Below are 24,164 nucleotides of genomic sequence, written 5' to 3' on the forward strand. Positions count from 1 at the left end.
ACTGATGACGGACCCGGCCCGTGGGCTGCGCTGGTACGCACCGCTCGCCGTGCTGTTCTTCGGCGTGCTGCCGGCGGTGATGGTGAGCCTGCTGGTGCTGCGCGGCAACACCCCGTCGCAGGTCGGCTACCTGCTGATCGTCGGCATCCCGCTGGTGGTGGTGGCGGTGCTCCAGACGATCCGCGGTGTCCTCGAGAAGGACCCGGTCGAGGCGTCGCGCCGGCTGAACCTGGGCATGGCCCTGGTCGCCGGCGCGGACGTCCTGCTGCTCGGCGGGAACGCGCTGATCCGGATGTCGGTCAGCTGAGCCTGCCGTACTGCTCCCTGGTGATGGCGTGCACCGCCACCGGCTGGTTCACCTCCGGTACGACCGTGTCGCGCTCGTGGGTCATGCCGAGTTTCGTCATCACCCGGGCCGACCGGTCGTTGTCGATGTGCCGGATGCTGACGATCCGGTCCAGGCCGGGCTGTTCGAACCCGAAACGCAGCGCGGCGGCGGCCGCCTCGGTGGCGTACCCCTGACCCCACGCGTGCCGTCCCAGCCGCCAGCCGATCTCCATGGCCGGCATGATCTCGGGCAGGAACGTCGGCACGGCCAGACCGGCCCAGCCCAGCAGCTCGCCGTCGCGCTCGATGGCGAAGATGCCGTAACCGTTCTCCGCCCAGCCCGCCTGAAAGCGGCGCAGGCCGGCCTCGGTCTGCTGCCGGTCACGGACCTGCCCGTCCATGATGTACCGCATCACCTCGGGGTCGGCGTTGATCGCGGCGAGCGCGTCCAGGTCGTCGTCGCGCCAGCCGCGCAGGATCAGCCGTTCCGTCGTCAAAGTGATCATCGATGCATTGTCACAGCGACGGTCGTCAGCCCCGGTTGTCGGGGTGCTCCCGCACACCGGCGAACGGTGCCGTCCGCACACCCGAGTTGCCGGAGCCCCGGCGGCGCCGGGCCGCCACGACCACCGCGAGCGCCACCACCGCCGTGCCCAGCCCGGCCAACAATCCGATCATGATGCCACCCCCCGATGTCCGTCGTGAGGTCCGCGAAGGTATCACAGATGGTCGAGATTTCCCTGCTCATGGTCGGGATCGCGGACCCAGGCGGTGGCCGCCGTCCGGTACGGCCCGATCCGCGTGGTGTGGAACCCGTGCGCCGCGAGAGCCCGCACACAGTGCTCCAGCGCCGCCGGGTCGCCGGTGGCCACCGGATGGTCCCCGGTCCGCGACGCGTGCAGCACGTGCAGCAGGGCGTGCGCCAGGTGGATGCCGGGCAGCGCCTGCCGCAGCGCGGTGACCGCCGAATCCAGCGAATGCGCCGGATCCCAGCCCAGGTAGACGGCCGTGCCGGCGACACCCGGGCCGAGCCGGAACGGCGGCGGCGCCTCCGCCTCCCGCAGACTCGGCCACACGTCGTCGACGAACTTCGGCAGATCCACCAGGGCCCGGAAGTCCTCGCCGTGCGGGCGGGGCGCGTTGTTCGGATCCTCCCCGGAGACGAACGGCGACGAACACGCCTCACACCGCCACAACAGGCGGGTCACCTGCCGGGCCAGCTCACCGCGCCGCTCGGCGGCGTGCACCACGTTGGCGAACGGCCCCTCGGCGTGCCGCGACCGGATCGTCCGCTTGACCCGGCGGGCCGCCTCGAAGGCGTCCGGGCCGCGCAGGTGCAGCACCTCGGACGGCTCGTGGGTCAGATAACGGTCCAGCAGCGCCAGGGTCAGCGCGTTGCCGGCATCGGAGTACTCCGACCAGAGGAACCGGATGTCGCCGGCGTTCAGGGTCAGATGGTGACGGCAGGTGATGACGAGTTTCTGCGCGGCGATCGCCCGCTCCACCTCACCGACCAGTCCCAGCTCCAGGCAGTCGGGCTTGAGCAGCACGACCGCACGCTCGGAGGGCTTGGTGCTTCCGGGCAGGAGACGGCTCAGAACGTTGTTGATGCCCGGACTCCTCGCAGTGGTGGCTGGCCACCCCGATCCTAGACGCGGCGCACACCTCCCCGCCCCGGCGTGGCGAATTCAGAGCCGGTGGCGGGTGGCCCAGGCGGCCGCCTCGGTCCGGTTACGAGCACCGATCTTGGCGAAGGCGTTGTTGACGTGTGTCTTGACGGTGGCCTCGGTGACGAACAGGGCGGCGGCGACCTCCGCGTTGGTGCGCCCGCGGGCGATCAGCCCGAGCACCTCGGCCTCCCGCGGGGTGAGACGGCCGGGCGGCGCCGCCGGGCGGGCCATCGCATCGGCCAGCCGCGCCGCGACCAGCGGATCGAACACGGCATGACCGGTCGCGGCGGCGCGCACGGCCGTCTCGATGGCGGCCCGGCCGGCGTCCTTGGTGAGGTAGCCGCGGGCACCGGCCGCCAGGGCACCCGCTATCGAATCGTCGTCGGCATACGTCGTCAGCACCACCACCGCCACGGCAGGGAAGAGATCCCGTATCCGGGAGGTGGCCGCCGTCCCGTCCAGGACCGGCATCCGCAGGTCCATCAGGACCACGTCGGGCTGCTCCGCGGCGATCATCTCCAGGGCCTCGGCGCCGTCCGCCGCCGCCCCGGCCACGGCCAGGCCGGGAATGAGCCCGAGCAGGGCGGTCAGCCCCTCCCGGACGAGGAGCTGGTCGTCGACGACCAGGACCCGCAGCGGCGCCGGGCCGGTCACGCCGGAACCTCCGCCACCACGGTCCACCCATCACCGGCCGGGCCCGCCTCCAAGGTGCCGCCGACCAGGGCCAGCCGCTCACGGGCACCGCTCAGGCCGTACCCGAAACGAAGCGGAACCGGATCACGCAGCGGATTGCCCACCGTGAGCCGGGCCTTCGGCCCGCGAAGATCGAGGACGACGGTCACCGGAGCGCCGGGCGCATGCCGCCCGGCATTGGTCAGGGCCTCCCTCGCGGTACGCAACAACGACACCTCCGCCCCGGACGAGAGCCGGCGCGGCGCACCCTCGACACGCAGGGTGACCGCGGCGGCGTGGTCCGTCCGGTGCGCCTCGACCAGATCGGCGAGGGCCCGCGCCAGTGGCGGCACGTCGTCCCGCAGCGCGGCCACCGCCGACCGGGCTTCCACCAGGCCGTCCCCGGCAAGAATACGGGCCCGGCGGATCCGGGCCGCCGCCCCGGCCACGTCGTTCCGCTCGGTCAGCTCGGCCTCGGCCACCTCCAACTGGACGCCGAGCGCACCGAGCGAATGCGCCAGCACATCGTGCAACTCCCGGGCGATCCGGGCCCGCTCGTCGAGGGCCGCGGCCCTCGCCTGTGCCTCCCGCGACCGCAACGCCTCGTCGGCGCGCATCCGATGCTCCCGCCGGTGCAGATTGAACAGCACCAGGACGACGATCAGCGCCGCCTGCCCGGCGATCTCGCCGGCACCACGGCCGGCGAGGCCCAGACCGGCCAGCAACACGGCCAGGACGGTCACCGCCAAGGCGACGACCGGCCACCACGGGGTACGCGGCAACAGCACGAAGGTGAACAGGGTCGTGTAGAGGAACAGCAGCGCCGCGGTCTCGTCCGGCACGGCGGCCACCGTGGCGCTGACGAGGGCCGCGGCGGCCAGCCCGGCCCGGGCGGCCCGCGGCCATCGCCGGTCGGCCACCAGGAACAGCACCCAGCCGGCCAGGGCCGCCCCGAGCACCGGGCGGACACCGGCCGGGGCCAGGACGGCCAGCGCCCACACCAGCAGGCCACTGACCACGACCCGGACGAGCCGGCCGGTCTCCGGGTCGTCGCGCCACACCATCTCCGCCAGCCGCCGGACCGGCCTCAACCGCGGTCCCGCACCAGGGTCAGAATCAGGTCGAGCACGAACAGACGATAGGCGACGAAGACCAGCCCGGCCACGACCAGAATCCCGGCGACGGCGGCGAACGCCCGCCCCCGGCCCTTCCCGTCGCGTTCCTCCAGAGCCCGGCTGACAACGGCACCGATGACACGAGTGATGTCCATGCCAGGCACGCTAGGGACCGCCCCCGGGGGAACGGCTCCCTCGAAGGGTGGAGATCCGGGTGGAGACACCCACCAGTCCCGTCGGCGGCCCGGCCGGCCGCGATCGGGACCGCGCCGCGCACCACCAACCCTGGTGGACCCCCACCACGCGGGGACCCGGTGTACGCCCGCCCGAGCGGCCGTAGAAGGCTGTAGCGACACCGACCACAGGGAAAGACGCGGTGATCATGGCCGAGGGACAGAGGCCGGCGTCGGTACGCCACTACTGCCGGGGGAATCCGCGGTCCGGGATCAGGCCGCATGTGCTGGTCCGCCATCGCGGCGGGCTCCTGCTGATGGAGGCACGCCGCCACCCGGTCGGCCCGCCCCGGCGCGGGATGGTCCACCGGTCGATGCTGACCGTCCTCATCCTGATCACCGGGGTCAGCGCCGTGCTCGCCGGCCTCGACATGATCGAGCCGGCGCCGGACGGGCCCTGCCCGGCCCGGACGTCGCAGGCCCTCACCGACAGCCACGGGACGCTGCGGATCCGCACCGAGAACGCGCACGGCACCACCCTGGTCCACCTGTGTGCGGAGAGCGGCGAGGGCGCGGTCACCGGCTGGTCGGCCCGGGCCCGCGTGGGTGGCGTCGACCGCGACGTCGAGGTGGAACCCGTCGGCGACGGGCTGGCGCTGACCGCGGTGGCGACGCCCGAGCGGGCCGGGACGACCCGGCTGACGGTGTCGGTGCGGCTGGCGTCCGGTGCCACCTCGGTGTTCACGACCGAGGTGGCGCCCTCCTGACCCGATCCCACTCCAGCAGCCGGGTCAGGTGCGGGTCTTCGGCCGTGGTGGCCTCGGCGTGCCCCAGGACGACCTCACCGCCGGTGCCGTCCACCGTGATCACGGTGCCCTCCGGCAGGACCCGCTCGCCGACCCGGATGCGGCCCGCGGCCTCGTCGACGGTCACCGCGCCCGCACCGACGACCGCGGGACGGCCCATCGACCGGGCCACCACGGCGGCGTGGCAGGCCGGGCCGCCGAGGACGGTGAGCACACCCGCGGCGGCGGCCAGGCCGTGCATGTCCAGCGGGGACGTGTGCGGGCGTACCAGGATCACCGGCCCGTCGGCGGCCATCACGGCGGCCCGGTCCGCGGTCACCGCGATCCGGCCGCTCGCCACGCCGGGACTCGCCCCCTGCCCCCGGGTGAGCACGGCGGTGCCGGTCAGGCGGGGGACCCGGGCGGCGCGTACGGCAGCCGGGGTGATCCGGTCCAGGGCGGTGTCCCGGTCGATGAGCTGCTCCTCGGCCAGGTCCACGGCGACACGGACCGCGGCCCGGCCGGTGTAGCCGCCGGGACGCACCTGCAGCAGCCACAGCCGGCCGGACTCGACGGTGAACTCCACCTGGCAGGCGTCCCGGTAGTGCCGCTCCAGGCGGTCCAGGGCTGCGGCCAGCGCCTCCGCCGCGCCCGGGATCCGCTCGGCGAGCGCGGCCAGCGGCAGCGTGCCGGCCCGGCCGGAGACCACGGCGTCGCCGGACCGGCCGAACACCACCTCCCCGAACGGCTGCGGGGCACCGGAGCGGGGATCCCGGCTGAACGCGACCCCGGCGGCACTGTGCCGGTCGCGATGACCGCTGACCATGGCCTGGACGATCACGGCGGTGCCCCCGTCGTGGGGAATGCCGTGGATCTCCCGGTAGGTGGTGGCCCGCGGGGAGTGCCACGACCCGAACACGGTCCGGACCGCGTCCACCAGCACGGATGTGCGGTCAACGTCGAGGACGGTGGTCATCATGCCGGGCATCGACACGGCAGCCCCGGACCGCACCGACACCAGCAGCGGCCGCTCCGCGTCACCGAGGACCCGCCCGGTGGCCGACTCCAGCCCCCGCAGCGCCTCGCCGAAACCCGCCGGAAGCCGGCCGTCGCGCAGAGACTCACGGCAGGCGTCGGTTCCGAGAACGAATCCCGGGGGTACGGGCAGCGCAAGGCGCATCATGACCGCCAGCCCGTGCGCCTTGGCCCCGATGACCGCCGGCGGCTCCCGGAGATCCGGTGACAGCGGGCGCACCGGAGTCACCGCGGAATCCCCAGCGTGCACAGCAGATCCTCGTGCCACTGGAACCACACACTGTGATACGAGGTCATGCTGTCGGTCAGATGCTCCACCTCGCCGCCCTGGGCACGGGCGAGCGCGTCGCCGAGGCGTACCCGGTAAGTGGCGAAACGCGGCAGCGCCGCACTCAGGTCGCGGCAGACCGCGGCCGCCCGTCGGTCCAGATCGGCGAACCTGCCGATCACCCGCGCGTCATAGCCGGCATCACCGGCTGCGCCCGGACGCAGATGCCACGCCGAGCACAGATCGAGAAGCTCCGGGTTGAGCACCAGGAAACGCTGGTAGCCCGCGGTCAGCGCCGCCCGCGCCCCGGCCGCCTCCACCTCGGCGTGGACCCGGCGGGCGTCCTCCCGCTTCCCGGCGCCGGTCAACCCCCAACCGCCGAAACCACCCGGGGTACGCGTGACGAGCCCCGCCACCGCCAGATCGATGAGCTGTGACTCCACCTCGGCCTCAGGAGCCCCGCAGGCGCCGGCGATCCGCGGCGACTCGGCGAACCCCATGCACCGCAGCGCGTGCAGCACCGGCACGCTCATCAGCGGCTCCCGGTGCGCAGCTGGGCGGTGGCCGCGGCGTGAGCGGCGCCCCGGCCCTCCGCCCGGGCGACGACCGCGCCGTCCCGGATCAGGATCGCCGCCTCGGTCTGGTCCGAGACGGACGCCCGGTCCACACCGGCCGCGGTGCTGAGCTCCCGGTCGTCGTCGAGCACCACCCGGACCGAGGGGAGACGCACCGGCTCGAACACCCGGGCCAGGCAGGCACCCATGTCGGCGAGGCGCAACCGGACGAGCGCGCCGACATCCGGGTCGGTGACGGTCACCGCGATGGTGAGCGCGTCGTGGGGGCGCGCCGACCGGACCGCCTCCACCACCGAACCCAGCCGCGCCGAGCCCAGGACGACGACCACACCGTCCCCGCCGAACCCGGCCGGCTGCCCGGTCACCACGTCGACCAGCGGGCCGGGTGGCGACCACGGGTCGTCACAGGCCAGGGCCGGTGCGACGAAGCCCAGGTAGGGCGGATCCCACTCCTCGACCAGGTCGGCGGTGGCCAGCCGGCCGCACGCGTTCGCCACCTCGAACGGGTCACCGAACCCGGGCGCGACGGCGGCCAGATCACCGGCGCCGTGCAGCAGGGTGAGGATCAGCTCGGCCAGCCGCAGACGGTGGCCGGCGCCGGGACCGCGGGTCTCCAGCGCCTGGGCGAGCAGCACACTCTCGACCCGGAGCAGCCCGCCGAGGGTGGTCCGGCCGGCGTCGTCGTCGAACAGCCCGGCCGGTGACCATGACCGCAGACGCCCGGCGGCGGTGCTGTCACCGGCGAGCGGGAGCCGCTCGAGCCAGACGGCGGCGAACGCCTTCGCGGCCGGTTCGACGGTCTCCGGTGTGGTCCGGGGGACCGGGGTGCCGGCGGCGGCACGATGCACGGAGTCGAGCAGGACGGCGAGGTAGAGGGCGCGTTTCCCGGGGAAGTTCGAGTAGACGGCGCCGCGGGTCAGCTCCGCCCGGTCGGCGATCCGGTCCACCGTGGTGTCGGCGTAGCCGCGCTCGGTGAACTCGGTGGCGGCAGCGGTCAGGATGGCGGCGCGGGTGCGCGCCTGTAGCCGGGCCCGTGTCAGACGAGCCATCGTGTCTCCAGCACGGTGCGACGATACGCCGACCATCCCGATGATCGCATCATCCAGATGACGAGAACATCTGGATTCTCCGATCATGCAGAACGGGCCGCGCCCGCCGTGACGGGCACGGCGGGCGCGGAAAGCAGAGGAGGGGCGTTTACGGGCGACGGCCCCGAACGCCGGCGACCAGGGCCACACCCACAGCGGCGAGACCGATCTGCAGGAAGATCTCGATCCAGTCGATGCCGGGGGTCTCGGCGACGCCCAGGGCAGCGGCCAGGAACGTACCGATCAGGGCGGCGACCACACCGATCAGCAGGGTCAGCCAGATCGGGATGTTCTGCTTACCGGGCACGACGAGGCGGCCGAGCGCGCCCACGATCAGACCGATGATGACGGCAGCGAAGAAGCCGGTGATCTCCATGTCAGCTCCTTGGTGACTAGGGGGTGACAGAGGGATTCCCGAAGATCACCGTCCGCCAAACGTGACGAGGGCCATGCCGATGATCTTCAGCGGGCCGGGAAACGGGCGGAAGACAGCGGGCCGCCGGAATCCGGCGGCCCGCTGTGGTGAACGGATCACCTGGTGGCGGTGCGGCCCGCCTTACGAGCCGCCTCGATCACCGGGTCGGTCTCGTCGTCGAACTGGCCGATCACCTGCTCGAGCAGGTCCTCGAGGGTGACCAGGCCGATCACACGGTCGTCGTCCGCGACCAGGGCCAGGTGCCCCCGCCGCTGCCGCATCGCCGCGATCGCGTCCAGCACGCTCGTCTCCGACGACAGCGGCAACGGCGCCGTCATCAGGCTCTGCGCCGTCTCCGACCGGCCCTGACTGGTCGCCTTCGCCGCGTCCCGCAGGTGCACCACCCCGGCGATCGTCTGGTCCGGACCGGTCACCGCCAGGCGGGACCGGCCCGTCGCGGTGCTCCGCAGCTCGATCGCGCGGGCGTCGGCGTCGGCCGGCACCGTCACGATGTCCGCGGTCGGGACCATCACCTCACGGACCGTCGTCGACTGGACCTTCAGCATCGCGGTGAGCAGTTCGTGCTCGGCGTCCGCGATCGTGCCGTGTTCCTTCGACGTCTCCAGGAGCATCCGGAGCTGTTCGGCGTTGTGCACCTGGGCCAGCTCGTCCTGCGGGGTCACCTTGACCAGCCGCAGGCAGGCGTTGGCCAGGCCGTTGAGCGCCGCCAGCAGCGGCCGCAGCACCGTGGTGAATCCGACGAACGGGATCGCCAGCAGCTGCGCGGAGGTCTCCGGGTGGGAGATGGCCCACGACTTCGGGGCCATCTCGCCGACCACCACGTGCAGGAAGCCGACCAGGACGACCGCGATGACGAACGCCACCACGTACGCCGCCTGGTCCGGCAGGCCCAGCGCGGTGAACACCGGCTCCAGCAGGTGCGCCACCGTCGGCTTGGCCAGCGCGCCCAGGATCAGCGTGCACAGGGTGATGCCGAGTTGCGCACCGGCCAGCATCATCGACAGCTGCCGGGTGCCGGCGAGTGCCGCGCGGGCGCCCCGGGATCCTTCGGCGGCCGCGTTCTCCAGGCGATGCCGTTTCGCGGCGACCAGGGCGAACTCGGCGGCCACGAAGAACCCGTTGACGGCCAGCAGCAGCACGGAGATCAGTAGTGACCAGGTGGTGCTCATGCCGGAACCTGCCCGTCGGACTCGCTGTGCTCGTGGACCACGGTGAGCGCGATCCGGTCGGGGACGTGGCGGTGCACGGCGACCACGGTCAGCCGGGCGACGCCCTGCGGCAGCGGGCTGCCGTCCTCGTCGATCTGCGGCGGGAGCTCCACCTCGATCTCCTCGTGCGCGGCGGGCAGGTGACCCAGCCGGGCGAGGATGAGACCGGAGACCGTGTCGTACATGTCGTCGTCGGGAAGCCGGATGCCGGTCGCCTCGGCGATCTCGTCGACGCGGGCCCGGCCGGGGACCAGCCAGGTGCCGTCGCCGGCCTTCTCGATGACCGGTTCGGGCAGGTCGTCCTCGTCGCGGATCTCGCCGACGAGCTCCTCGGCCACGTCCTCGAGCGTGATGATGCCGGCGAAGCCGCCGTACTCGTCGACGACGATCGCGGTCTGCCGGTGCTGCGCCTTGAGCAGGTTGAGCACCTCGGGCAGCCGCGCCGACTCGGGGATCACCACCGGCGTGGTGGCCAGGCCGCGGACCGGGGTGCCGGCGCGCTCCTCGGCGGCGATCGCGGCCACGTCGGCGATCGAGATCATGCCGATCACGTCGTCGACGTCGTCACCGATCACCGGGAACCGGGAATGCCCGGTGTCCAGCAGCTCGACGACCCGCGACGCCGGCTCGTCGGCGCCGATGGTGGTCACGTCGACCCGCGGGCGCATCGACTCGGCCGCGGTGCGGGTCCGGAAGTCGAGGCCGTGGTCGAGCAGCCGGGCGGAGTGCTCGTCGAGAGCACCGTGGCTGCTCGCGTCGGCGATGATCCGGTCGAGGTCTTCGGAGGTGGCGCCCTGGGGCAGCTCCTCCACCGGCTCGATGCCGAGGGCGCGCAGCAGCCGGGTGGCGGTGGCGTCGAAGACCCGGATCAGCGGACCGACCACGGTCAGGTAGATCAGGGTGGACCGGGACAGGGCCTTGGCCAGGGTCTCGGGTTTGGCGATCGCCAGGTTCTTCGGCGCCAGCTCGCCCAGCACCATCTGGACGACGGTGGCGAACAGCAGCGCGAAGACGGTGGAGATCGAGGTGGTCACGGCCTCGGAGAGACCGGTCATGCCGAGCAGCTCCGCCGTCCCCTCGCCGAGGAAGGGCTCCGAGACGTAACCGGCCAGCAGGGCGGTCACCGTGATGCCGACCTGTGACCCGGAGAGGACGAAGGACAGTTTCTGTGTGACCGTGAGTGCGCGCTGGGCGGCGACGTCACCGTTGTCCGCCATCACCCGCAGACGTTCCCGGTCGACCGCCACGTAGGCGAACTCTTGGGCCACGAAATAGCCGGTTGCCGCCGTGAGGAGGACAATCGTGAGAATACCGATCGCGATCAACACAGGGCGGCACCGCTCTCGCAGCGGTGGACAAAGCGCCGGGTCACTCCCGGCCGGGTACTACAACCCGCATCCGTACCATCAGACACGCACCGCAAACTAGCACGCGCGACTGTATGGTCGCTGGGAGACGACCAGCTGGGGGCCACATGCACGAACTGCTGCGCATCGGCGAGCTCGCCGCTCACGCGGGCGTCAGTACCCGGACCGTCGACTATTACACCCAGCTCGGCCTGCTGCGGACCGAACAACGGACCGGCGGCGGTTTCCGCCTCTACGACCCGGCGGCGGTCGACACCATCACCACGATCAAACAGCTGGAGACGCACGGTCTGAGCCTGCAGGACATCGCCGGTGCCCTGAACGGGCCCTCGGCGGTCCCGGCCGATCTGCCGGCCAGCCTCGATCACCTGGTCGCCGGGGTGGCGGCGCTGCAGGCCCAGGCGGTGAACACGCCGCAGGCGCAGGCACTGCTGACCTTGATCAGCGCCCGCGCCCACGCCCTCATCGACCTCGCCCTGACGATCGTCGACTCCCCGATCGTCTAGATCATCGGGGCGGTTCCGGGGACCTGTCCCGGCCGCCCCCGCCGGGCCCGCTCGGCGCGCAGGGCGACGTCGATCACGCCCCAGACGGTGCCGATCACGGTCGCCGCGAGGGTGCCGAACGTCAGCCAGCGGTCCGGGTCGACGTCGCCCCAGTGCAGCCCGGCCAGAAACTGCGGGTTGAAGAACCGGTCGGTGGTGACCAGCCACACCAGCGGGGCCGCGAACAGCACCCCGATCGCGGCGTTCACCGCGGTCACCGTGTGGTTCCAGGCCTGACCGCGGAACAGCCAGATCCCGTATCCGACCTCCAGGATCATGACCCCGATGAAGTACGGCCACCAGAACGTCCAGTTCGCCGGGTCCAGCACCGGGACATCGGTGAAGGTGAACTGCTGAAGCACCAGGCCGACGATCACCAGCACCGGCCAGAGCAGGGTGCCGACCAACTCCACGGCGGTGATCCGGCCGGGCTCGTACTTCGGCAGGTCGGCCGGGGTCCACGGGCGTCTGCCGAGGACCGGGCCGGCCGCCGAACCGGTGCGTTCCAGCAGCCAGATGACACCGGTGGTCCAGAACACCATGTGGGCGGCCACGGTCAGCGCGGACCCGATCGCCGAACCGAGCACCGACCCGAAGGTCGCACCATCCTCCAGCACGCCCACCACCACGATCACGGTGACGACGATCGGCAGGACGGTCAGCAGCAGGGTCCTGGTCAGGCGCGTCCAGGTGGGATAGAACTCCGGCCCGATCAGATACTGCGGGCGTTCCGCGTACCCATCGGCGAGTCGATCGGGATCGCCCAGCTCGAGCAACGTCTGTTCGGTGGCGGCGTCCGACGCGTCGCCGGCCCCGACCCGCGCCTCGACCGCGTCGTCGATGGAGGCGCGCAGCTCGCGCTCGATGTCGGTGCGCTGCTGCTCAGGGACCCGGCGCAGCACGGTGTAGACGTAGCGGTCGATGAGGGTGGTCACTGGTCGCTCCCTGTGGTCGTGCCGGTGGGGGTGTCGAGGCCGGCGACCGCATGATCCAGTCGCGACCACTCGTCGCGCAGCGCGCCGGCGATGGCGTCGCCCTGCTCGGTGGTGCGGTAGAACTTGCGCGGCCGGGCCTCGTCGGTGTTCCACGAACTGGTCAGCAGCCCTTGTGTCTCCAGCCGCCGCAGCAGGGGGTAGAGGGTGTTCGCCTCCACCTCGAAACCGGCCGCGCTCAGCGTTTCGAGCAGCGAGTATCCGTATCCCGGGGTGCGCAGGACGGTGAGACTCGCGACGACGACCGTGCCGCGGCGCAGCTCCTGCAGGTGACTGGAGAGCGTCGCATCCATTGTCATGCCAGAAACGATAGTGTGCGTGACACAGTATTGCAAGCGGCACTTCATTGCGCGCTGCTCATCGTGAGTGGGGTGTGGTGGGATGACCAGGTGGAACTCACCGTCACGGAAGCGCCCGAGCGCGAGAGATTCGAGGCACGCGACAGCGCGGGCGAGGTCGTCGGCGTGCTCACCTACCAGCTGACCGGCCCGATCGTCGTCTTCACGCACACGTCGCCGTCCCCCGGAGCCGACGCCGCCGCGGTCACCGCTGCCCTGGCCCGCGCCGCCATGGAGGACGCCAAGGCGAAAGGCCGCACGGTCGTGCCGATGTGCCCGCTGTTCAGCGCCTGGCTCGACAAGAACCCGGCGTTTGAAAAACTGGTCGCCCGCTCCACCCGCCGCGTGCGCTGAGCGTCCCTCTCACGCCCTTTCTGGGGTACGCATAAAGCGCCGTCCCGTGGCCCTCCGCCAGTTCGGTCCTTCCGTCCCCGGGCTCGGCCCAGCCTGGCGAGGTGACCCCGGATCCGCCGCCCGAGAACCCCGGTGACCAGGCCTCGTCGTGGCCCGCGGCCGGGGCGTTCATGGTCACGCTCGCCCTGGGGATGGCCGCCAACGGAATCTCCGCCGACGCGCCCTGACCGCCGTGCTCTCGCTGCCCGGTGACCGTTGCGCTCCTGTCGTCCGGTGACTGCTGTGTTCTCCGACGCTCGCGGTGGTCGTGGTGTTCCTGCGATCCGGTGGACGTCGGTTTTTGTTGCTCAGTGCCGTAGTCCCGTGGCGGGGGTGGTGATGCCATGGGACATGCCGTGCATCCGGTCGGCCAGGAAGCCGCCGGTGGGTTCGGGTGTACTCGCCGCAGGCTACCGTTCCAGCGAACGGGCCGCCGCGGTGAGGATCTCGTCGTCGGTTGCGCCCAGCAGGCGGGCCTCCTGGGTGAACCGTGCGGCTAGGTCCTCGAGTCGGCGGCCCCGGTCCGATGGGGGAACCGCGGGCGCGCGGGCCACCGTGGTGCCGCCGCCCCGGCGGGACACGACCAGACCGGCGGCCTCGAGTTCCCGGTAGGTGCGTGCCACCGTCCCCACGGCCAGCCCCAGGTCGGCGGCGAGTTGGCGCAGCGGCGGCAACCGGTCGCCCTCGGCCAGCACACCACTCTGGATCAGGGTGGCGATCTGGCGGCGCAGCTGCTCGTACGGCGGTGTGGGATCGCTGGTCACCACGGCCAGCGCGGGCGCGGGGCTCATGCGGCCGGTCCCCCGACGGGAGCCGTGGCGGGCCGGTCCGCGGCGGGCAGGAATACTGCGGCGGCGCACCAGCCGAGCAAGGCCAGTGAGGCCAGGGCCAGGAGGGACAGCGCCGGTGCGGCCACCGTGGACCAGCCGGGTGACAGGCACGGGATGCCGGCGAGTGCTCCGGCGGCGGTAACGCTGACCCCGGTCAGGGGGAGGGCGATCAGGATGCCGGCGGTGGCGACGATCGCGCGGCCGGCCCGGTGCCGGATCCGGTCGTCGAGGTCGCGCAGCCCGGGGGCGACGCCCGCCCGGGGGCGCAGCGTGACCTTGCGGAGGGCGACGGCGGCGCCGGCCAGGCCGAGGACGACGAGGATCGCCAGGGGAGCGGTGTAGTGCGACCCGGGCCACGGTCCGCGGCTCACCCACGAGTCCGGTGTGCACTGCAGGGTCAGGGTGCGGCCGGCGCGCCCGAGGTCGTCGGGGCTGCCGGCGGCGGTGACCGCGGCGACGAGCAGGACCAGGACGGCGCCGGCGACGGTGACGACGGTGGTGAGCGCCCGTGGCAGGTAGTCGCGGATCCGGCGGACCTCCAGCGTCGCGGTTCGCGTCTCGCCGGCCGGCGGCAGGATGCTGAACTCGCCGGCCAGCACCCCGGCCAGCACGAAACAGGCGAACACCGGCGCCGCCAGCAGCAACCCGCGACCCAGGCCGTCCATGGCGACGGTCGCCCCGGCCGCGGCGGCACCGGCGAGGAACCCGGCCCAGCGCCAGGCGGCGGTGACCCGCCGGACCTGTCCCAGCACCGCGGCGCTGCCCGTGCCGAGGTCACCGGTCCCGGGGCTGCCTGCCCCGGCGGTGATCGGGGAGCGGCGGCGCGAACGGCCCACGAACGTCACGACCAGGGCGGCTGCGGCGCCGAGGGCGGCCACGAGCAACGCGCTCAGCAGTATCAGGCCGGACATGGGGTGCCTCCGTTTGTATCAGCGATGCGATACAAGGACTATGCGACCGCCCCGGAACTTGTGTCAAATGAGTGATACAACTTGTGCCGTCGTGTCACCGGATGGGCAGTTCGGCGGCGTCGTACCCGTAGAGCCAGGCCTGCTCCTGCAAGCGGCGCTCGGCGGCCAGGGTGTCGTCGCGTTCCCGCCGTCCGGCGCCGTCGTCCACGTGGAAGGTGGTGGCGTTGCCACGGGACAGCCCGTGCACCCGGTCGACCCGTTCGCGCCGCAGCTGCTCGTACCGCTGAAGGGCTTCGGGAATGGAAAGATCCGTTTCGGTCAGGCAGCGAGCCAGGATGATGGCGTCCTCGATCGCCTGGTTGGCGCCCTGTGCGACGAACGGCAGCATCGGATGAGCGGCGTCGCCGACCAGCGTGACGTGCCGGCCGCTCCAGTGCGGGACCGGGTCGCGGTCGTGCAGCGCCCACCGGCTGACCGTGTCGACGCCGTCGATCAGCCGGCGGACCTGCGGATGCCAGCCGTCGTAGGCAGCGGCCAGATCGCCGGGGGAGCCGGCGGCCGTCCACGACTCGGTCCGCCACGTCGCGGCGGGCACGGTCGCCCCGAAGCTGACCAGCCGCCCGTCGGCCACCGGATAGCTCACCGCGTGCTGGTCCGGCCCCAGCCAGAGCACCACCTTCGGATCCACCAGCAGTTCGGGCACCCGGCCGGCGGGCACCAGCGCCCGGTGGATCGTCTGCCCCGAGAACCGCGGCCGGTCGGTGGCGAGGCCCTCCCGGACCGCCGAGTGGATGCCGTCGGCCCCGGCCACCAGCGTCGCCGTGTCCGTGGTGCCGTCCTCGAAATGAAGTGTCGCTCCGTGATCATTCTCGGTCACGGAGACGCATCGGGACGCCGGGCGCACGGTGCCCGGCGGGAGCAGGCCGAGCAGCGCCTCGTGCAGGTCGGCCCGGTGCACGGTCAGATAGGGGGCGCCGAACTGCCGTTCGCACGCGGTGCCCAGCTCGGTGCGGGCGATCACCGCGTCGTCGTCCCACCGGCGCATCTCGATCGCCGACGGCCGGACGGCCGTGTCGCGCAGGCGGTCGCGGAGTCCGAGCCGGTGCAGCAGGCGGGTGGCGTTCGGCGCCAGCTGGATCCCGGCACCGACCGTCCCGAACGTGCGGGTCTGCTCCCACACCCGGACCGGCACTCCGGCCTGACGCAGTGCTGCGGCCAGGGTCAGCCCGGCCAGTCCCGCACCGACGATCGCCACGTCGTCCATCGATCACCTCAATGAAGATCGTCAGTAGTAGAGGATCGCCTTGTCCCAGTCCTCGTCCGGCCCGAACAGCGTCCGCGGCTTGAGGATGTCCTGGTTGACGGTGAGCGTGGCGTGCGGCACGAGCGTCCCCGGCACCAGAGCCCGCACCACCGCATCGACCTCCAGCACCGACCGGATCGCCGCGGTCAGCGCCCCCACCGCCTCGGCCCGGTGCGCCTCGTCCACCTCGATCTCGACGACCAGTTCACCGTGCGCCGCGCGCGCCCGCCAGAACAGCACCCCGAGCCGGTCCGGCAGCGTGAAGACCAGGGTCTCCAGGTCGTTCTGGGTGATCCGGGCGCGGCCCACCGGATGCCCGGCGCCGGCCCGGCCCAGCACCCGGATCGTCGGCAGGTGCCAGCCGCAGCCGCAATCGCGGTAGGTGAGTTCGACCGCGTCCTCCAGGTTGTACCGCAGCAGCGGCATCGCCTCCCGGTACAGCGGGGTGACCACCAGCTGCCCGCTGCCCTCGGCGACGACGGTGCCGTCCGGCCGGTGGATCTCCGGGATCGCCCGGTCGGACCAGAAGTGCAGGTGACCGGCGGGGCATTCGCCGGCCAGGCTGCCGGTCTCGGTCGACCCGTACTCCTCGATCACCGGGACGCCCCAGATCCGGCTGATCCGGGCGCGCCGGGCCGCCGTGACCGGTTCGCCACCGACGTAGAGCGCGCGCAGCGCCGGGAAGTCGCTCCCCGGGGCGAGGCCGGCCAGGCGGGCGGCGGCCGCCCAGATCAGCGCCTCGGCCGGCATCGACCAGGTCAGGGTGACGTCCAGATCGTGCAGCACCCGGATCACCCGGGAGTAGGGCATCGCCAGCGAACGGTTGTCGCCGGGCACCACGGTCGCACCGTGCATCCGGGCGGCCCGGTGTGCCAGATGCCCGGTGATCATCAGGGCGTAGGGGGTGCGGACCAGGAACATGTCGTCCGGCCCGATCGGGATCCACTTGCGGGCGAACCGCTCGGCCAGGTCGATCCAGTCGTCGTCGGTGTAGTAGGAGGCGGTCGGTTGTCCGGCCGTGCCACTGGATTCGTGATAGGTCGCGAGCCGGGATCTTTCAACACCGAGAAGCCCGAAGGGGTACGCCTGCCGTAAGTCCCGTTTCGTCGTGATCGGCAGCGCGTCCAGCGGCGGCGGACCGCCGGACAGTGGATCCCGGTAGAACGGCGACCGCGCGGCGGCCTCCAGTGTCCGGGGCAGCCGGGCGGCCTGGAGTGCGGCAAGTTCCTCGAAGCTCGTCCAGTCGCCGAGTCGGGGCAGGTCAGAGATGGTCGATGGCATCCGGCACCTCCAGGCCGAGCACGCGGTGAGCGTTGTCCCAGGCGATGGCCGTCCACTCGTGCGGGGCCGGGCCGACCGCCCGGACCTTGGCCAGTTCCACCTCGGGGTGTTGCAGCGGGAACTCGGTGCCGAACAGCAGCCGGCCGGCACCGAGGCGGCGCAGCGCCGTGGCCAGGACGACGGAGTAGCCGCCGGACGTCTCGAACAGGATGTTGTCCCGCGGCGCGATCACCTCGATCGCGTCGACGTCGAGCTGCCCGGTGCCGCTGTGCCCGAGCACGAACGTGGTGTCCGGGAAACGGGCGGCCAGGGTGGCCAGGTCGCGGACGCCGCAGCCGTCCCGGATCAGGCAGACGGTGTAGACCGGGTGCCCGGCCGCGTCCGCCACCCGGACCAGGTCGTCGATCCGGTCGTCGGTGAGCGGGACACCGTGGACGGCGGGGGAGATCTCCAGGCCGCGGACGTCACCGGCGGCCTGCTCGTAGACGACGGCGGGCCGGTGCGGGTTGGCGAACCAGAACGGCGTGAACCGGCCGCCCGACCCGCGGCAGGCGGCGATCACCGCGGCGTTGTCGGCATCGGTGGTCAGGTGGCCGCCGACGACGAGTTGGCGGGACAGCCGTTCGACGGTGATCGTGCCACCGGCGCAGAGGGCGGCCCGGCTGATCCCGGCGGCGTCCAGAGCCGTGGTCAGCCGGTCGAGGGCGCCCGGTGCGGGCGCGAGCCGGGCGTGGAAGTCGAAGATCCGCTGTGCCATGGTTCCCCCGAAACAGGCATCGACAACGATCAGACGTTATCGGCCCGCCCCGGGGGAGAGGCAAGCCCCGCGGCGAGGAAACCGGGGGAGGCGGCGGTGCGGGACTGCTCAGCGCGTACCCCGGCAAGGGTGTCTCGCACCGCTGAGGGGGAGGCCTACTCCTCGGCCTCTTCCTCCTCGTCGTCCTCGAAGACCTCGTCGATGAGCTCGCCGGCGAGGTAGCCGGCGGCGAGACCGCCGGCCGCGCCCATCAGGACGCCGCCCATCCCGGAGCCGCCGCCGTGCCCGCCGTGGTGCTGGTCGTGGCCGTAACCACCGTGGCCGGGAGCGCCGTAGCCGGGCTGACCGTAGCCGGGCTGACCGTAAGCGGGCTGACCGTAACCAGGAGCGCCGTAGCCGGGCTGGCCGTAACCGGGCGCGCCGTGCCCCGGAGCGCCGTAGCCGGGAGCGGACTGGCGGTGCTCGATCGCCTGCCGGACCCAGCCGTCGACCTGCTGTCCCCAGTCGACGCTGTCGGCCGAACCGTGCTCGACCGTGTAGCGGCCGATGGCGTCGTGACCGCCGGTGAACAGGCCGCCGCGCTTGTCGAACTCGAGGATGACCTGGACGGCGTGCGGCGTCGTCACGAAGGTCAGCTCGGCCTCGCGGATGGCGTGCGAGTACTGCGGGGCCGCGAAGTATTCGATCTCCTGGTAGAACGGGAGCGTCTGCGGCGCGCCGGCGATGTGGCCGTATTCCAGGTCGGCGCCCTTGAAGGTGAAGCCGAGCCGGGTGAACGCGTCGAGGATGCGCTGCTGCACGGGCAGCGGGTTGATGTAGATCGCGTCGAGGTCGCCCTTGTCGACGGCCTTGGCGATCGACACCTCGGTGCGCACGCCCATCACCATGCCGCGCAGCGGCTGGCCGTTGACCGCGGTGATCGGCGTCTCCCACGGCAGCGGGAACTGGAACGGCAGCGACAGGTGCTGGCCCTCGGCCAGGCGCATCGGGCCGCTGACGGTGACCCGGTGGAATTCGCCGGCGGCGGTGGCCTCGTGGTCGCCGCCCTCGACCTCCATCCGGGTGACCAGGCTGAGGGTGATGTGCTCGATCTCCACGTCGTGGCTGCCGCCGGTCAGGTTGACCTGGCCGGCGACCGGGCCACCGGGGTGGGCCTGCGGGTTGGCCAGCACGGTGTCGACGCTGGGACCGCCGACGCCGAAGGCGCCGAGCATCCTCTTGAACACAGTTTCTCCTGTGGTGAGAAAGGGATAGGAGGCGCTTGGCCTCGCAAAACGGACACTATCACGTGGCGCTGTATGGTTGCTGAATGTCAAACTGTACCGACCGTACGGTACAGTTTGAGGCATGGTGATCTCCCGTACCCGGCGCTGGGCACTCCTGGCGACGGTCAGCGCCGGCCTGCTACTGATCACGCTGGACAACGCGATCCTCTACACGGCGCTGCCCACGCTGGCCCGGGAACTCGGCGCCACGCCCGCCGAAGGGTTGTGGATCATCAACGCGTACCCGGTGGTGATGGCCGGTCTGCTCCTCGGCAGCGGCACGCTCGGTGACCGGGTCGGCCACCGGATCATGTTCCTCGGCGGGCTCGCCGTGTTCGGGGCGGCCTCGCTGCTCGCCGCGTTCGCACCCGGCCCGGGCACCCTGATCGGCGCGCGGGCGCTGCTCGCGGTGGGCGCGTCGGCGATGATGCCGGCCACCCTGGCCCTGATCCGGGTGACCTTCCACGACGAGCGGGAACGCAACATGGCCATCGCGGTCTGGGGTTCCCTGGCCGTGGTCGGCGCGTCGCTCGGGCCGATCGCCGGCGGGCTGCTGCTGGAGTGGTTCTGGTGGGGCTCGGCCTTCCTGGTGAACGTGCCGGTGGTGGTGATCGCCCTGGTCGCCGGCCTGATCCTGGCGCCGCGCGGTGCCCCCGACACGGCCCGGCACTGGGACGCGCCGTCCTCGGCGCTGGCGACGCTGGGCCTGGTCGGCGCGGTCCTGGCGGTCAAGGAACTCGCGCACGTGCCGCCGTCCTGGCCGCTGGTCGCCGCCGGTACGGCCGCCGCGGTCACCGGGTTCACGCTGTTCGCCCGGCGGCAGCGCCGGCTCGCCGACCCGCTGCTCGACCTGGGCATCTTCCGCAATCCGGTGTTCAGTTCGGGCGTGGCGGCCGCGGCGTTCTCGATGTTCACCATCGCCGGCCTGCAACTGGCCACCACCCAGCGGTTCCAGGAGGTCGCCGGGTTCACCCCGCTGCAGGCCGGGATGCTGGTCGCGGTGGTCGCGCTCGGATCGTTGCCGACCTCGCTGCTCGGCGCGGCGGTCGTGCACCGGACCGGGGTACGCCCGTTGATCGCCGGTGGGCTCGCCTGCGCGGTGCCCGGCGTGGCGCTGACCATGACCGGTCTGGCGGCCGGGCTCCCGGTGCTGGTCGCGGGCATGGCGCTGACCGGCGCGGGCCTGGGTGCGGCGATGTCGGTGGCCTCGATGGCGATCATGGGTAACGTCCCGGCCGGCCGTGCCGGGATGGCGTCGTCGGTGCAGGAGGTGTCGTACGAGTTCGGTAGCCTCACCGCGGTCGCCCTGCTCGGCAGCCTGCTCGGCCTGGCCCGGGACGTGTCGGGCGACATGGACACCGCCTACCTGGTGGTGCTGGCGGTCGTAGCCGTCGCGCTGGCGGCCGGCGCCGGACTGACGAAGGGGGCGGCACGCTGATGCGGCAGAGCAACCGGTCGAAGATCCTGGAGGCGGCGATGCGGGTCGTCGAACGTGACGGCGTCACCGCGGTCACGTTCGAGGCGGTGGCCGCCGAGGCGGGACTGACCAAGGGCGGGCTGCTCTACCACTTCCCGGCCAAGGAGGCGCTGATCGAGGCGCTGCACCGGGACATGGCGGAGCGCTGGGAACGCGCCCTGGAGGCCGAGGGCGGCAACCCGGCGACGGCGTACGTGCGGCTGGCCGCCCGCACCGCGACCCGCGCCGAACTGGCCCTGATGGTGGACGCCGCGTCCCAGCCGCAGCGGCACCAACCGTGGGCCGAGGTGGCCGAGCGCTGGGCGCCGACGCCGGTGGAGCCGGACGACGCCGGCCTGGACCGGATCATCGCCCGCCTCGCCACCGACGGGTTGTGGCTCAACGAGTCGGTGGGCGCCACCCCGCTCGACCCCGCCCTGCGTCAGCGGGTCATCGACCGGATCTGCTCACTGGTGGACCGGGCCGAACCGGACCGTTCCCGACCCGGCCTCGAACACCGCGACGTCGCCGTCCACCCCGAGTGACCGGACGGCCCCGGTCACCCGGTAGCGGTGACCGTCCACCACGGGCAGTTCCAGCCGGGCGGTCACGTTGACCGGGATCGTCGCCTCACCCCGAACCCCGCCGCCGACGCGCTGCCAGCTCAGGCCGATCTCGCCGCGCTGGGTGGGCACCGACCCGGACGCCCGGTCGAGTCCCGACGCCGGCGGTTTCAGGACCGCCCCGGGCCGGATCCCGAGCAGTGTCTCGATCACGTCCACCGCGGACTGCGCACCCCACCCGTGCGACTGGCTGTAGTCGCCGGGTTCCGGATCCCACGCCTCCCAGGTGAACGTGCCGCCCTGATCCAGGATGCGCGCCCAGCCGAGATCGTCGTGGTCGGTGAGCAGCGCGAGCACGGCGTCCGGACGGCCGGCCTCGGCGAGTGCGCTGAGCAGCCAGTGCGCGGTCATCGGGCCTTGGCGCATGCCCATCCCGGCGATCCGCTCGGCCAGCGCGGGCAGGTCACCCTCCGGTGCGATTCCCAGAGCCATCGGGTACGCGGAAGCGTGCTGTCCCGCCGCCGCGGACGGGGTCCCGTCGGCCAGCAGGCCGTCCACGTAGGCGCCGTCGGCCCGGCGCAGACGCTGGTTGATCGCCGTGGTCAGGTCCCGCTGTGACGCGCGCAGGGCGTCCACCTCGCCGGCCGGCCGGCCGAGGACACCGGCGATGTCCGCGGTCCGCCGCAGCACGTCGACGCCGAGGGCGTTGACGGTGGTCCGCGCGGCGGTGGTCATGTCGTAGCCGAAGCGTCCCGGCGCCGGCCAGTCGACGATGCCGTGGAGGTAGGGGCCGCTGCCGCCGCTGAGGTTGGTGACGAGCCCCGCGGTGGGCCCGCCGGCGGGAATGTGGTTCACGATGTATCGCGACGTGTCGCGGATTGCCGGATAGGCCTCAGCGAGCAGCCCGCGATCGCCGGTGACCTGGTAATACCGCCACACCCAGTTCGGAAACAACTCCGAGAAATCGGGGATGTCCCGTTTGCCGTCGCCGTTCGGATAAACCGCGTTGTATCTTCCCGTATCGGTTGCCCAGTACCGGCGGTTCGACGCCAGGAATTCACGGATCGCCTTCCGGGTGGCGGCCCGCTCGCCGAAACCCTGCATCGTGGCGTAGGAGATGTTCGCCGCGTCCGCGAGGAACTGGCCCTTCTCCCGGGTCGGCGTGTCGACGAACTGCTCCTGCACCGAGTACAGCGCGGACCGCTGCATCAACTCCCATACTCCGTCGAGAGTGGCGTCATCACTGTCGAAGCGGGCGGCCGGACCCTCGGTGGCGGTGTGCACCAGCACCGCGCGTACGTCGGCCGGGGTGATGTCCTCGCCCGCGCCGGGGATCTCCAGATAGCGGAACGCCAGATGGGTGAAGGCCGCGAACGTCTGGGCGCCGCCGGCCTGCGTGTAGGGGTAGGTCATGGTCGTGCTCTGGGTGGCGCGCCCGGTGGTGGACACCCGTCCGTCCGCTGCCAGCTCGTAACTCGCCCGCAGGGTCAGCGTGCGGCCCGCCACCCCCTGATCGAAATCGACCACGGGCCGGGCCGGGATGACCACGCCGAAGTCCGCGACGGGGGTGCCGTCGGCGGCGGTCAGGATCCTCTTCGCCGGCACCATGACCTCACTGACCAGGGCGTCCAGGGCGCTCAGATGGGTGAACGGTGCTGTCGGATGGGTGCCGGCGACCGCCACCGGACTCCAGGCCGCGTCGTCGAAACCGGCCTGCTGCCAGCCTCGCACGGCCTGCGCGCGGAGCCCGTCGGCGTGTTCGATCCGGTCACCCTCGCCGTTGCGCAGGGCGCCCTGGCGGTACGGGCCCTCGGCGGTGCGCCACGAGGCGTCCGAGACGACGGCCTGCCGGGTGCCGTCGGCGTACTCCACCACGACCGTGACGAGCAGCCCCGGGGCGCCGGCGGCCCGGCCCTGGCCCGGGCCGTACCAGTGCAGCAGTGCACCGAGGGTGAGCGTCGCGGAGTGCCGGACCGCGGAGGTCACGTCCGCGGCCTGGTAGAAACCTTCGCCGGGATAGCCGAACGAACTGCCCCGGCCGGCCCGGGTCCCGTTGACCCACAACTCCCACGTGTGGCTGCCGGCCACGTAGGCGCGGGCCCGCACCACCGTCGCCGCGTCACCGGTCAGCGGTGTCTCGTCGCGCAGCAGCGACCAGTCGTCGGCCACGCCGGTGGTCCGCCGGATCCACGCGGCGCCCTCCCAGCCGTCGTCACCGATGCCGGTCTCGAAGCCGGCCGGCCGCGCCCACGGTGACACCCGGCCGGTGCGGTCCCAGGTCCGGACGGTCCACGTCCAGGCGGCGCCCTCCGGCAGGGCCGGCCCGTCGTGCGCCTGATCGGCGGACCGGACCCGGCCGGAATCCCACACGGTCGCCCCGCGCGCGTCACGGACCCGCAGCTGGAAGGCGGTCTGGATCTCGCCGGGGTCGCGGTCGCGGGGCTGCCAGCCGAACCGCGGCGCCCCCTCGACGGTCAGCGGGCGGCTGAGGTCGTCGACGGTCAGCCGGGCCGGGGCGCCGGGGGAGTGGCCGCCGGCGGAGGCCGGGACGGCGATCAGCCCGGCGGCGAGAAGTCCGGCCGCGACGGCGGCCCGCAATCGTGCGGAGATCGGGGCGGTGGTCGGCCGGGCAGCGGCCGGCAATCGTGCGGAATCGATGGTAATCATCCTCCTCGACGGAATCTGAAACCTTTCAATTCATCCGACGGCAACGTTACGGAAATCAATACAACGACGTCAAGGAATGATTTGATTCACCGATCTCGATTCTGGATGTTCGGCCCATGTGCCGGTGCGCACCCGTGCGATCGG

General features: G+C 72.4%; 28 protein-coding genes. 7 read left to right on the forward strand and 21 right to left on the reverse strand.

Annotated features, from left to right (window positions below; all coding sequences use genetic code 11):
• Positions 1-4: 4 nt before the first annotated feature.
• Positions 5-307 carry a hypothetical protein gene (locus tag QSK32_RS03885; RefSeq protein ID WP_045743687.1) on the forward strand — a complete coding sequence of 101 codons (303 nt, stop codon included), beginning with the start codon at positions 5-7 and terminating at the stop codon, positions 305-307.
• Here the strand turns inward: QSK32_RS03885 and QSK32_RS03890 are convergent.
• The 6 genes from QSK32_RS03890 to QSK32_RS03915 form a co-directional block, all read right to left on the reverse strand.
• Positions 300-833, reverse strand: coding sequence for a GNAT family N-acetyltransferase (locus QSK32_RS03890; protein WP_083449148.1), 534 nt, complete (start codon positions 831-833; stop codon positions 300-302). The genes QSK32_RS03885 and QSK32_RS03890 overlap by 8 nt on opposite strands.
• A 25-nt stretch (positions 834-858) precedes the next feature.
• Entirely contained in the window at positions 859-1,005 is a 147-nt protein-coding gene (locus QSK32_RS03895) for a hypothetical protein (RefSeq protein WP_285471211.1), read from the reverse strand.
• Between the two features lie 41 nt (positions 1,006-1,046).
• Positions 1,047-1,877, reverse strand: coding sequence for a nucleoside-diphosphate kinase (locus QSK32_RS03900; RefSeq protein WP_045743688.1), 831 nt, complete (start codon positions 1,875-1,877; stop codon positions 1,047-1,049).
• Between the two features lie 138 nt (positions 1,878-2,015).
• Entirely contained in the window at positions 2,016-2,651 is a 636-nt protein-coding gene (locus QSK32_RS03905; RefSeq protein WP_045743755.1) for a response regulator transcription factor, read from the reverse strand.
• Positions 2,648-3,760: a sensor histidine kinase gene (locus QSK32_RS03910; protein ID WP_285471212.1), complete on the reverse strand. Its 1,113-nt coding sequence runs from the start codon at positions 3,758-3,760 to the stop codon at positions 2,648-2,650. The genes QSK32_RS03905 and QSK32_RS03910 overlap by 4 nt, the downstream gene beginning before the upstream one ends.
• The gene (locus QSK32_RS03915; RefSeq protein ID WP_045743689.1) at positions 3,757-3,939 is read right to left on the reverse strand and encodes a hypothetical protein; all 183 of its coding nucleotides are present in this window, start codon (positions 3,937-3,939) and stop codon (positions 3,757-3,759) included. Before QSK32_RS03915 ends, QSK32_RS03910 begins: the two co-directional genes overlap by 4 nt.
• A gap of 221 nt (positions 3,940-4,160) precedes the next feature.
• Between QSK32_RS03915 and QSK32_RS03920 the strand changes: the two genes are divergently transcribed.
• Positions 4,161-4,724, forward strand: a complete 564-nt coding sequence (locus QSK32_RS03920) for a hypothetical protein (protein ID WP_285471213.1) — start codon at positions 4,161-4,163, stop codon at positions 4,722-4,724.
• Here QSK32_RS03920 and QSK32_RS03925 read toward each other — a convergent pair.
• From QSK32_RS03925 to QSK32_RS03950, 6 genes are all read right to left on the reverse strand, one after another.
• Positions 4,699-6,006: a PEP/pyruvate-binding domain-containing protein gene (locus QSK32_RS03925; RefSeq protein WP_285471214.1), complete on the reverse strand. Its 1,308-nt coding sequence runs from the start codon at positions 6,004-6,006 to the stop codon at positions 4,699-4,701. The two genes, QSK32_RS03920 and QSK32_RS03925, sit on opposite strands and share 26 nt — an antisense overlap.
• Positions 6,003-6,578: a transcriptional regulator gene (locus QSK32_RS03930; protein WP_285471215.1), complete on the reverse strand. Its 576-nt coding sequence runs from the start codon at positions 6,576-6,578 to the stop codon at positions 6,003-6,005. Before QSK32_RS03930 ends, QSK32_RS03925 begins: the two co-directional genes overlap by 4 nt.
• Complete coding sequence (locus QSK32_RS03935; protein ID WP_285471216.1) at positions 6,578-7,669, reverse strand: TetR/AcrR family transcriptional regulator; 1,092 nt, start codon at positions 7,667-7,669, stop codon at positions 6,578-6,580. Before QSK32_RS03935 ends, QSK32_RS03930 begins: the two co-directional genes overlap by 1 nt.
• 148 nt (positions 7,670-7,817) lie before the next feature.
• Complete coding sequence (locus QSK32_RS03940) at positions 7,818-8,084, reverse strand: GlsB/YeaQ/YmgE family stress response membrane protein (RefSeq protein ID WP_045743694.1); 267 nt, start codon at positions 8,082-8,084, stop codon at positions 7,818-7,820.
• Positions 8,085-8,239: 155 nt separating this feature from the next.
• Positions 8,240-9,313: a hemolysin family protein gene (locus QSK32_RS03945; RefSeq protein ID WP_045743695.1), complete on the reverse strand. Its 1,074-nt coding sequence runs from the start codon at positions 9,311-9,313 to the stop codon at positions 8,240-8,242.
• The gene (locus QSK32_RS03950) at positions 9,310-10,680 is read right to left on the reverse strand and encodes a hemolysin family protein (protein WP_045743696.1); all 1,371 of its coding nucleotides are present in this window, start codon (positions 10,678-10,680) and stop codon (positions 9,310-9,312) included. The genes QSK32_RS03945 and QSK32_RS03950 overlap by 4 nt, the downstream gene beginning before the upstream one ends.
• 146 nt (positions 10,681-10,826) lie before the next feature.
• On the opposite strand from QSK32_RS03950, the gene QSK32_RS03955 reads away from it, so the two are divergent.
• On the forward strand, positions 10,827-11,225 hold the full coding sequence (locus tag QSK32_RS03955; protein WP_045743697.1) for a helix-turn-helix domain-containing protein: 399 nt from the start codon (positions 10,827-10,829) through the stop codon (positions 11,223-11,225).
• Here the strand turns inward: QSK32_RS03955 and QSK32_RS03960 are convergent.
• Together QSK32_RS03960 and QSK32_RS03965 are read right to left on the reverse strand one after the other, a co-directional pair.
• Complete coding sequence (locus tag QSK32_RS03960) at positions 11,222-12,199, reverse strand: permease prefix domain 1-containing protein (protein WP_285471217.1); 978 nt, start codon at positions 12,197-12,199, stop codon at positions 11,222-11,224. The two genes, QSK32_RS03955 and QSK32_RS03960, sit on opposite strands and share 4 nt — an antisense overlap.
• On the reverse strand, positions 12,196-12,555 hold the full coding sequence (locus tag QSK32_RS03965) for a PadR family transcriptional regulator (protein ID WP_045743699.1): 360 nt from the start codon (positions 12,553-12,555) through the stop codon (positions 12,196-12,198). Before QSK32_RS03965 ends, QSK32_RS03960 begins: the two co-directional genes overlap by 4 nt.
• A gap of 90 nt (positions 12,556-12,645) precedes the next feature.
• On the opposite strand from QSK32_RS03965, the gene QSK32_RS03970 reads away from it, so the two are divergent.
• Positions 12,646-12,948, forward strand: coding sequence for an N-acetyltransferase (locus QSK32_RS03970; protein WP_045743700.1), 303 nt, complete (start codon positions 12,646-12,648; stop codon positions 12,946-12,948).
• Between the two features lie 101 nt (positions 12,949-13,049).
• Positions 13,050-13,175, forward strand: coding sequence for a hypothetical protein (locus tag QSK32_RS03975; RefSeq protein ID WP_285471218.1), 126 nt, complete (start codon positions 13,050-13,052; stop codon positions 13,173-13,175).
• 222 nt (positions 13,176-13,397) lie between these two features.
• On the opposite strand, the gene QSK32_RS03980 is transcribed toward QSK32_RS03975, so the two are convergent.
• From QSK32_RS03980 to QSK32_RS04005, 6 genes are all read right to left on the reverse strand, one after another.
• Positions 13,398-13,778, reverse strand: a complete 381-nt coding sequence (locus QSK32_RS03980) for a GntR family transcriptional regulator (RefSeq protein WP_045743701.1) — start codon at positions 13,776-13,778, stop codon at positions 13,398-13,400.
• A complete protein-coding gene (locus tag QSK32_RS03985) occupies positions 13,775-14,728 on the reverse strand; it encodes a hypothetical protein (RefSeq protein WP_285471219.1) in 954 nt (317 codons plus the stop codon). The genes QSK32_RS03980 and QSK32_RS03985 overlap by 4 nt, the downstream gene beginning before the upstream one ends.
• Positions 14,729-14,822: 94 nt before the next feature.
• The gene (locus tag QSK32_RS03990; RefSeq protein WP_285471220.1) at positions 14,823-15,992 is read right to left on the reverse strand and encodes an FAD-dependent monooxygenase; all 1,170 of its coding nucleotides are present in this window, start codon (positions 15,990-15,992) and stop codon (positions 14,823-14,825) included.
• 21 nt (positions 15,993-16,013) lie between these two features.
• Positions 16,014-17,312, reverse strand: coding sequence for a phenylacetate--CoA ligase family protein (locus QSK32_RS03995; RefSeq protein WP_285471221.1), 1,299 nt, complete (start codon positions 17,310-17,312; stop codon positions 16,014-16,016).
• Positions 17,293-18,069, reverse strand: a complete 777-nt coding sequence (locus QSK32_RS04000) for an amidohydrolase family protein (protein WP_045743704.1) — start codon at positions 18,067-18,069, stop codon at positions 17,293-17,295. The genes QSK32_RS03995 and QSK32_RS04000 overlap by 20 nt, the downstream gene beginning before the upstream one ends.
• Before the next feature lie 155 nt (positions 18,070-18,224).
• Positions 18,225-19,283 (reverse strand): sporulation protein, encoded by a 1,059-nt coding sequence (locus tag QSK32_RS04005; protein ID WP_285471340.1) that lies wholly within the window; start codon positions 19,281-19,283, stop codon positions 18,225-18,227.
• A 133-nt stretch (positions 19,284-19,416) separates the two neighbouring features.
• Here QSK32_RS04005 and QSK32_RS04010 point away from each other — a divergent pair, with 133 nt between their 5' ends.
• Complete coding sequence (locus QSK32_RS04010) at positions 19,417-20,772, forward strand: MFS transporter (RefSeq protein WP_063775531.1); 1,356 nt, start codon at positions 19,417-19,419, stop codon at positions 20,770-20,772.
• Positions 20,772-21,335: a TetR/AcrR family transcriptional regulator gene (locus QSK32_RS04015; protein ID WP_045743707.1), complete on the forward strand. Its 564-nt coding sequence runs from the start codon at positions 20,772-20,774 to the stop codon at positions 21,333-21,335. The genes QSK32_RS04010 and QSK32_RS04015 overlap by 1 nt, the downstream gene beginning before the upstream one ends.
• Here the strand turns inward: QSK32_RS04015 and QSK32_RS04020 are convergent.
• Positions 21,258-24,020, reverse strand: a complete 2,763-nt coding sequence (locus QSK32_RS04020) for a family 78 glycoside hydrolase catalytic domain (RefSeq protein ID WP_285471222.1) — start codon at positions 24,018-24,020, stop codon at positions 21,258-21,260. The genes QSK32_RS04015 and QSK32_RS04020 overlap by 78 nt on opposite strands.
• Positions 24,021-24,164: the final 144 nt, after the last annotated feature.

This window comes from Actinoplanes sp. NBRC 101535 (assembly GCF_030269225.1).
Taxonomy (GTDB): domain Bacteria; phylum Actinomycetota; class Actinomycetes; order Mycobacteriales; family Micromonosporaceae; genus Actinoplanes; species Actinoplanes rectilineatus.